7 protein-coding genes are annotated in these 7,221 nt (G+C 68.9%); 2 read left to right on the top strand and 5 right to left on the bottom strand.

Going from position 1 to position 7,221, the window contains the following annotated elements; all coding sequences use genetic code 11:
* The 5 genes from AB0J16_RS41385 to AB0J16_RS41365 form a co-directional block, all read right to left on the bottom strand.
* Positions 1-620, bottom strand: a 620-nt coding sequence (locus tag AB0J16_RS41385; protein ID WP_358550380.1) for an endo-1,4-beta-xylanase, incomplete at its 3' end; no start/stop codon positions are given.
* A gap of 537 nt (positions 621-1,157) precedes the next feature.
* On the bottom strand, positions 1,158-2,384 hold the full coding sequence (locus AB0J16_RS41380) for an ABC transporter permease (RefSeq protein ID WP_358550378.1): 1,227 nt from the start codon (positions 2,382-2,384) through the stop codon (positions 1,158-1,160).
* Positions 2,381-3,070, bottom strand: coding sequence for an ABC transporter ATP-binding protein (locus tag AB0J16_RS41375; RefSeq protein ID WP_358550376.1), 690 nt, complete (start codon positions 3,068-3,070; stop codon positions 2,381-2,383). The genes AB0J16_RS41380 and AB0J16_RS41375 overlap by 4 nt, the downstream gene beginning before the upstream one ends.
* Entirely contained in the window at positions 3,067-4,155 is a 1,089-nt protein-coding gene (locus AB0J16_RS41370) for a peptidoglycan-binding protein (RefSeq protein WP_358550374.1), read from the bottom strand. Before AB0J16_RS41370 ends, AB0J16_RS41375 begins: the two co-directional genes overlap by 4 nt.
* Positions 4,152-4,634, bottom strand: coding sequence for a hypothetical protein (locus AB0J16_RS41365; protein ID WP_358550372.1), 483 nt, complete (start codon positions 4,632-4,634; stop codon positions 4,152-4,154). Before AB0J16_RS41365 ends, AB0J16_RS41370 begins: the two co-directional genes overlap by 4 nt.
* A 175-nt stretch (positions 4,635-4,809) precedes the next feature.
* Between AB0J16_RS41365 and AB0J16_RS41360 the strand changes: the two genes are divergently transcribed.
* Both AB0J16_RS41360 and AB0J16_RS41355 read left to right on the top strand, forming a co-directional pair.
* Complete coding sequence (locus tag AB0J16_RS41360; protein ID WP_358550370.1) at positions 4,810-6,327, top strand: trypsin-like serine protease; 1,518 nt, start codon at positions 4,810-4,812, stop codon at positions 6,325-6,327.
* 271 nt (positions 6,328-6,598) lie between these two features.
* A complete protein-coding gene (locus AB0J16_RS41355) occupies positions 6,599-7,198 on the top strand; it encodes a DUF3887 domain-containing protein (RefSeq protein WP_358550368.1) in 600 nt (199 codons plus the stop codon).
* Positions 7,199-7,221 lie beyond the last annotated feature (23 nt).

Raw genomic sequence — 7,221 nt, 5'->3', positions numbered from 1 at the left:
AGCTTGGCGTTGGGGTCGGCGGCGCGCGCGGTGCGGAAGGCGACCTCGATCCAGTCGTTGCCGGTGCGCTGCAGGTTGGAGTCGCGCCGCCCGCCTCCGCTGTCGGCGTAGGCTTCGTTGACCACGTCCCAGGCGTAGATCTTGCCTTTGTAGTGGGCCATGACGCCGTTGATGTGGTCGATCATGGCCTGGCGCAGGCTGCCGCCCGACAGCGACTGCATCCATCCGGGTTGCTGGCCGTGCCAGGCCAGCGTGTGCCCGCGCACCCGCTTGCCGTTCTGCACGGCCCAGTTGTAGACGCGGTCGCCGTTGGCGAAGTTGAACTGGCCCCGGTTCGGCTCGGTGGCGTCGATCTTCATCTCGTTCTCGGCCGTCACCATGTTGAACTCGCGGCCGGCGATCGTGGTGTACTGCGAGTCGCCGAGCCGGCCCGCGCTGATGGCGGTGCCGAAGTATCGCCCGCTCTGCGCGGCGGCCGCGCCGAGCGTACTCGCCGCCGCTCCGGCCGGCGTGGTCGGTACGATCACCGCGGTGACCACGCCGAGTACGCCGACGGCGGCGGCGATCAGAACCCGCGGGCTCCTGAGAGGCCGCGGCGGAAGTATGGCTTTGATCCCCATGACTGGCTGCTCCAGACTGAATCACGAGAAAGCGGACACGCGGGGGTCATCCCGCACGATCGACGCCGCGTCCCGTGATCAGGGAACGCACACCACCAGGGCATCGCGAACGGCGGTCCCCACCGCGCACCACCACGAGCAGGAGGAGGCCGCCTTGGGCCACAGTCTGGAAACCATCCCGAAATGTGTCAAGGTTTTGGCGAAAGTTTCAGAGTGACGCTCTCGCCGTCACGGGCGGCGACCCCTGATAACGCCTGATGAGCCGCACGCCTGTCCGCCGCCCCGCCGTGGGCGCGAGGTGCCGTCCTTGACGTCGCCACTTCGTCTCGTATTGGCTCCGACCTGTCACCACGGCCATCTGACAGAAAAGGACCCGCGACCGAGAAGAAGACGTGTGAGCGTTAACAGCCGTCCTGGGGCCACCACCCGGCGGCCATGATGCGAGGCGGTCCGGCGGACAGACACCACGTCCCTGGAGCCGCCTCTCGGAGAGTCACCGATGAGGAGGTTCACGACGGTCTTCTGCCGCCGGTCCGATCAACCGTTCAGGGCGGCTGTCGGCGGCGTCTTCGACGCGCGGATCGCCGGATAGAGGCCGGCGACCACGCCGATCAGCATGGTCGCGCCGATGCCCCCGGCGAACACGGCGGGAGGCACCGAGATGGGCCAGCCGTTCGTCACGGCGAACACCGCGATGGCGCCGAACCCGATGACGGTCCCGGCAAGTCCGCCGAGTGCGGACAGCAGGAGGGCTTCTGCCAGGAATTGGGTACGGATGTGGCCTTGGGTGGCGCCGAGGGCTCGCCGTAGCCCGATCTCCCTGCGGCGTTCGAGTACGGAGATCACCATGGTGTTGGCGACGCCGATCCCGCCGACGAGCAGCGCGACGGAGCCCAGGCCGACCAGCAGGCCGGTGAACGCGAGATCGGCGGCGTTCTTCGCCGCCAGCGCGTCGGAGGGCCGCGAAACACGCGTGTTCTCGGGATTCTCCGGGTTCACCGTGCGCGGCAGGAGCTCGCGCACTGTTTCCACCTCCGCATCGGCCGACCGCTCGAAAATGGTGGTCGGTTTGCCGTCCCAGTCGAACCGCGCGGCGGCGTACGCCTCACCGATGAACGCGGAGGTGTCCAGTTCTGGGGCGAGAGGCAGGGGGTCGAGTATCCCGATGACCGTGAACTGGGTGTCGCCGAGCCAGATCTGGCTTCCCGGACTCACGATGCCGAGCCGATCGGCGGAGATGGCGCCGAGCACGACGGTGGGGTAGTTCGCGGTGGCCTTGGTGAGCCATGTTCCCTGGCGGAGCGTGCCGTCGAGGAGGTCCAGGACATGGAGGTCGGCGACCTGCACGATGAGGCCGCTGGACTTGTCCGCGTCGATGAGCCTGCTCCGGTACACCATGACGTCCGGCAGCGTCGCGACCGCTCCGGCGATCGAGACCCCGCGGATCAGCCCGACCTTGGCGGTGGATTCGGCGGGCAGAGTGGTGTCCTGGCCCGTGAGCGAGGTACCGGGCTGGACGGTGAGCAGGTTCGTGCCCAGCGACGCCAGCTGGGCGTCCAGCCTCGCCCGGCTTGAGGTGGAGATGCCCACGACGGCGATCATCGCCGCGATGCCGATCGCGATGCCGAGGGCGGAGAGGACGACCCGGGTGGGCCGTGATCTCAGCCCCGCTGCGCCCAACCGGTAGACATCGGAGCGGAGCAGGCGCGACCGGCGTATCTCAGCCTGGTTGCCGCAGCTCTCGGCCTGGCTGCCGCGGCTCATGCCGGTGCTCCCTGAGCGTCATCGACGACGTGGCCGTCCTGGATGGTGATCCGGCGCGTGATCCGTTCGGCGAGCCGCACATCGTGCGTGATCACGACGATGGTGGTGCCCGTGGCGTTGAGCTCGCGCAGCAGCTCCATCACGCTCGCGCCAGAGCGCTGGTCGAGGTTGCCGGTGGGCTCGTCGGCCAGCAGCAGCGTCGGATCGGACACCGTCGCACGGGCGATGGCGACGCGCTGCCGTTCGCCGCCGGACAGCTGATGCGGCCTGTGGTCGAGGCGGTGTGCCAAGCCGACGCGGGTGAGGCTCGCCGCCGCCCGGCACCGCCGCTCGGCGCGGGGCGTACCCGTGTAGATGAGGCCGTCCGCCACGTTGTCGAGCGCGCTGAACCCGTCCGCGAGATGGAACTGCTGGAAGACGAACCCGATTCGGTACGCGCGCAGCGCCGAGAGGGCCACGTCGCTCATCGCGTCGACGTCATGGCCGTCGATGATCGTACGTCCGCTCGTGGGCCGGTCGAGGGTGCCGATGATGTTGAGCAGGCTCGACTTGCCCGAGCCGCTGGGGCCGACGATGGCGACGAATTCGCCGCGGGCGACCGACAGCGACACGTGGTCGACCGCGCGCACCGGTGGACTGCCGTGGTCGCGGACCACCTGATCGAGTTCGATGACGGAATCGGTCATAGCGTTGGGACCACGACTTTCTGCCCCGCGTCGAGTCCGTCGCCGGTCACTTCCACGGAGCCGCCGGCGAACAGTCCGGTCTTGATGGTTACCGTCCGGGTTGTTACAGAGTCGCGGACCACCTCGACGCCGTACCCGCCGTCCGGCAGAGCGATGAGGGCGGCGACGGGCACGGTCAAGACGTCTTCGCGACTGGCGGTGGGAAAGTCGATCGACACCGAGACCTCTTGGAGGGACCCGGCGTCCGCAGGGTGGTCGAGGGTGATGGTCACCGGGACGATGATCTTCTTGTCACCGCCGTCCTCCCGTTGCCTGGGAGCGCCGACCTTGGCGATGGTGCCGGTCGTCGCCTTGCCGCCGGGCAGGTTCACGGTCACCTTGCCGCGTACCTTGGCCACGGCCTGGTTCGCGGTCTTGAGCTCGGCGGTGACGATCTTCGTGAGCCCCGACAGTTTCGCGACGGCGGTACCCGCCGCGACCTGGTCGCCGAGCTGTGCCACGGTCTCCGCGACGCGCACTTCGTGTGGGGCGAAGACGATCTGCCCGCGCTTGATCGACCCGGTCCGCCTCACGCCGATGGCGTCCTGCCAGTGCTGGATCGCGACCTTCGTGTACCAGTCGAAATGGGCGTCGGGGCGCCCGGTGAAGTGGCCCAGGGTTTTGAGGTTCCGCTCCAGTTGCCGTACATCCGGACCGTCGCTCATGCCGCTCTCGAAGGCCCGCCACGCGGGGAGCCGGCCGCGCAGCAGCACCACTGGCTGGTTGTCGATCGAGTGCAGCACACCGCCGGGCCGCACCTTGCGGCCTTCGCGCGGCAGGCGGGTGATGGTGCCGGCGCGGCCGGCGTCGAGCCGGCTCGGCGCGCCGTAACTCAGCGATCCGGGCGAGGTGATGGTCTCTCGGAGCGTCCTGCGTTCCACGAGAGCGGTGTTCGCCACATGCTTCCGGTCGGGCTCCTCGGCAGCGCCGTCCCCGGACCGGATCACCGTCAAGGTCGCGACCGCGCCGAGCGCGATGGCAGCCAGGGATGCGATCGCCAGCCCCCACCTGCGGCCCGGGGCGCGCTCTGGCTTTCCGGACGTCATTTGCGGTAGCACTCCGTCAAGCCGTCCTGCGAGACGCCTTCAGGCACCTCGACCTGTGCGGCCTGCCCTGGAGCGGGGTCTTTGACCTTGTACCCGTGATCGCGGAGGCACTGGAGGGTCCTGAGCTCCTTCTCCTTCGCTTCTTTGTCGGACATCTTGGGCTGGTCGTCAGAGGCCGTGGGCGGCTTGCCGATCTTCTTGATGCAGGCGTCCCTCGCCACCTCGTACGCGTCCTGCCGGTCGCCGAAGTCGATCTTTCCGGCCTCCTTCGGAAGCACGAAGCCCTTGTCACTCAGGCACGACCGGAACTTGACCTCCCATTCGGTGTACTTCTGGTCGGCCGTACCGGCGGAAGCCGACGAGTTGTTCGGCGGCCCGCTCGACCCGTTGGCGTTGCCGCAACCGGCCAGCAGGCCCGCGAGGCAGGCGAAGGCCGCGAATGCGACGCGAGTAAGAGGGAGGTGAAGTGTGTTGGGCATGGTTGGCCACCCTGCGCGGTGCGGATGTCCGCGCTGCCGCGGTCGCGTATCGGCGACCGCTCGGCTACGTATCGACTCTGTGTCAGCCCTCTGATACATCCTCAATACGCTTCTAAGCGCCCGCGGATACGTGACCGCCGCCGCATGGACACCTGTACCGCGCAGGGTGTGGCAAATGCGAAGTCGTCTTCTTCTTGTCGTTCCCGTGGCGCTGGCCGCGCTGGCGGCGACCGCGACCCCGTCGTTCGCTCTGCGCGGCGGCGTCGAGTCGGTACGGCCGTACTCGTTCATGGGCTCGCTACAGCGTGCCGAATCCCCGCGCGCGGACGGCCACGTCTGCGGAGTCACGCTGATCGCGCCGCGGTGGGTGGTCACCGCGAGCCACTGCGCCCGCACCCCCAATCAGGCTCCGGTCGGCACCCCTCGGGGCTGGCGGGTGCGCATCGGCTCCCTGAGCGTGACCTCCGGCGGTGAACTGGCCGAGGTCGACAAGTTCTATCGGTACTCCACCGAGGTCTACGGCAAGGATCTCGCGCTGCTGCGCCTGCGTACCCCGGTTCGGGCGAAGCCGGCGCGGATCGCGCCGGTCACGCCGGCCGACCGAACCGCGACCCGCATCATCGGCTGGGGCGTGACCTGTGACGAACGCGCGCCGAAGTGCTATCCGGACCGCCTGCGCGAGGCCGACACCGTGGTGCGGCCGGACTCGGCATGTGAAGTGAGCGGTATCACCGCGAAGCGTGAGCTGTGTGTGGGCAGCCTGGACGGAAGCATCTCGGCCACCAACATGGATTCCGGTGGCCCGGCACTGGTCCGCCGCGGTGGCAGCTGGCTGCTGGCCGGGGCGGTCAGCGGCAGCAACAGCAATGACACACCGACTGTGTACAGCGATGTGTCGGTGTATCGGAAGTGGATCCGGGGCATCGTCACGGGCAGCGCGGTTCCGCCGGAACCGCACATGCCGTCGCTAGAGGGTGCCGCGCAGTTCGGTGACTGTTCCGGCGCCGTGGTCCGCACCGGGAGCGACCGGGCGGAGGATCCGGCCCTGCTCCTCACCAACGGCCACTGCGTCCAGGGCACCCGCCCCGCGCCGGGGTCGGCGCTGGTCGATCAGCCGGCCGCCCAGCCGGTCACGATCACCGACCGCGAGGGCTACCCCAAGGTCGAGGCCAGGACGACCCGGCTGGTGTACGCCACCATGACCGGCACCGACGTCGCCCTGTACCGCCTGGACCGGACCTACGCGGAGCTGGCCGCCGCCGACGCCAAGGTCTTCGACCTCGCCACGACCCCGGCCGCGGCCGGCGACCGGGTGGACCTGTTGTCCGGCAACTGGGGCCGCCGCTGGAGCTGCGCGGTGAAGGCCGTGGTGCCCGGGCTGCGTGAGGGCGGATACGAGCAGGAGAACGCGCTCACGTACACCAGCGCCTGCGAACCGGGGCACGGCGCCTCGGGGTCACCGCTGATCGCCCCGGACGGGCAGACCGTGGTCGGGCTGCACAGCACGAGCAACGACGACGGGAAGAGTTGCACGGAGAACAATCCGTGTGAAGTGGACGCGGCCGGCCACGTGACGGTGCGCAAGGGCGCCCATTACGGGCAGCAGGTCGCGGCCGTACCCGCTTGCCTGGCGCCCGGCTCAGTGCTGGACCTGTCCCTCCCGGGCTGCACACTGCCCCGCCCAGCCGCCTGACGGCGTCGGCTCTGGTTTTTTCGTGCCGTCCGGGAGTATTATTACGTGCCATAGAAACAGCACGATATTAAGGAGCATCGGCGTGCTGGAACCGCATGGCACCGAGGTCTGCCGGCATTGCGGCAGACCTCTACCTTCCAGGGCAGGACGTGGACGCAAGCAGGAATACTGCGACTCCACCTGCCGTAGCGCCGCCCGACGCATCCGCGACCGTACCAAGAATGTAAATGAGAGCTTGACATTCTCATCTCGTAAAGCAAATATTGACGACGTGACGGAAGCGGCGGCGCCGACCGACCTGGCGGACACAGCCCGGAGGCTGGTGGAGCGACTGAGCGCTCCGGATGCGTCCCCGCTGGACGCGGTGGTCGCCACCCGGGATCTCGCGCGGGCCGTCGACCAGGCCATGCGGGCTGCGGTCGACAGAGCGCGCGCGATGGGACACACCTGGCAGGAGATCGGCGACGTGCTCGGCTCCAGCCGGCAGGCGGCGTTCCAGCGGTTCGGCCGGCCACTCGACCCAAGGACAGGAACACCCATGATCGACAAGATTCTGCCCGGCGCCGCCGACCGCGCTGCCGCCCTGGTCGCGGACCTGACCGACGGCCGCTGGGAGGAAGTACGCCGCGACTTCGACGAGACGGTCGCCGCCGGCCTGAGCGCGGCCCAACTGGCCGCGACCTGGGCGCAGGCGGTCGGCATGGTCGGCGCGTACGAAGGCATGGGCGAGCCGGTGCCCCACCAGGCGGGCGACCACACCATCGTGGACATCCCGCTGTCCTTCGAGGCGGGCGACCTGACCGCCCGCGTCGCCTACGACGGGGACGGCAAGGTCGCCGGACTTTTCCTTCGGCGTCCCGACACTCCGTAAACCACTCGGATCAAAGAGATGAA

This window comes from Nonomuraea sp. NPDC049750, assembly GCF_040659625.1.
In the GTDB taxonomy this organism is placed as follows: Bacteria; Actinomycetota; Actinomycetes; order Streptosporangiales; family Streptosporangiaceae; genus Nonomuraea.
The sequence above is the reverse complement of the archived record's forward strand: the minus strand, read 5'-3'. Positions and strand labels throughout refer to the sequence as shown.

Bases quoted from the DNA above. Each gene is read 5' to 3' on its own strand.
- AB0J16_RS41365 (WP_358550372.1), bottom strand. From the start codon at position 4,634: ATGCCCAACACACTTCACCTCCCTCTTACTCGCGTCGCATTCGCGGCC.
- AB0J16_RS41360 (WP_358550370.1), top strand. From the start codon at position 4,810: ATGCGAAGTCGTCTTCTTCTTGTCGTTCCCGTGGCGCTGGCCGCGCTG.
- AB0J16_RS41370 (WP_358550374.1), bottom strand. From the start codon at position 4,155: ATGACGTCCGGAAAGCCAGAGCGCGCCCCGGGCCGCAGGTGGGGGCTG.
- AB0J16_RS41375 (WP_358550376.1), bottom strand. From the start codon at position 3,070: ATGACCGATTCCGTCATCGAACTCGATCAGGTGGTCCGCGACCACGGC.
- AB0J16_RS41380 (WP_358550378.1), bottom strand. From the start codon at position 2,384: ATGAGCCGCGGCAGCCAGGCCGAGAGCTGCGGCAACCAGGCTGAGATA.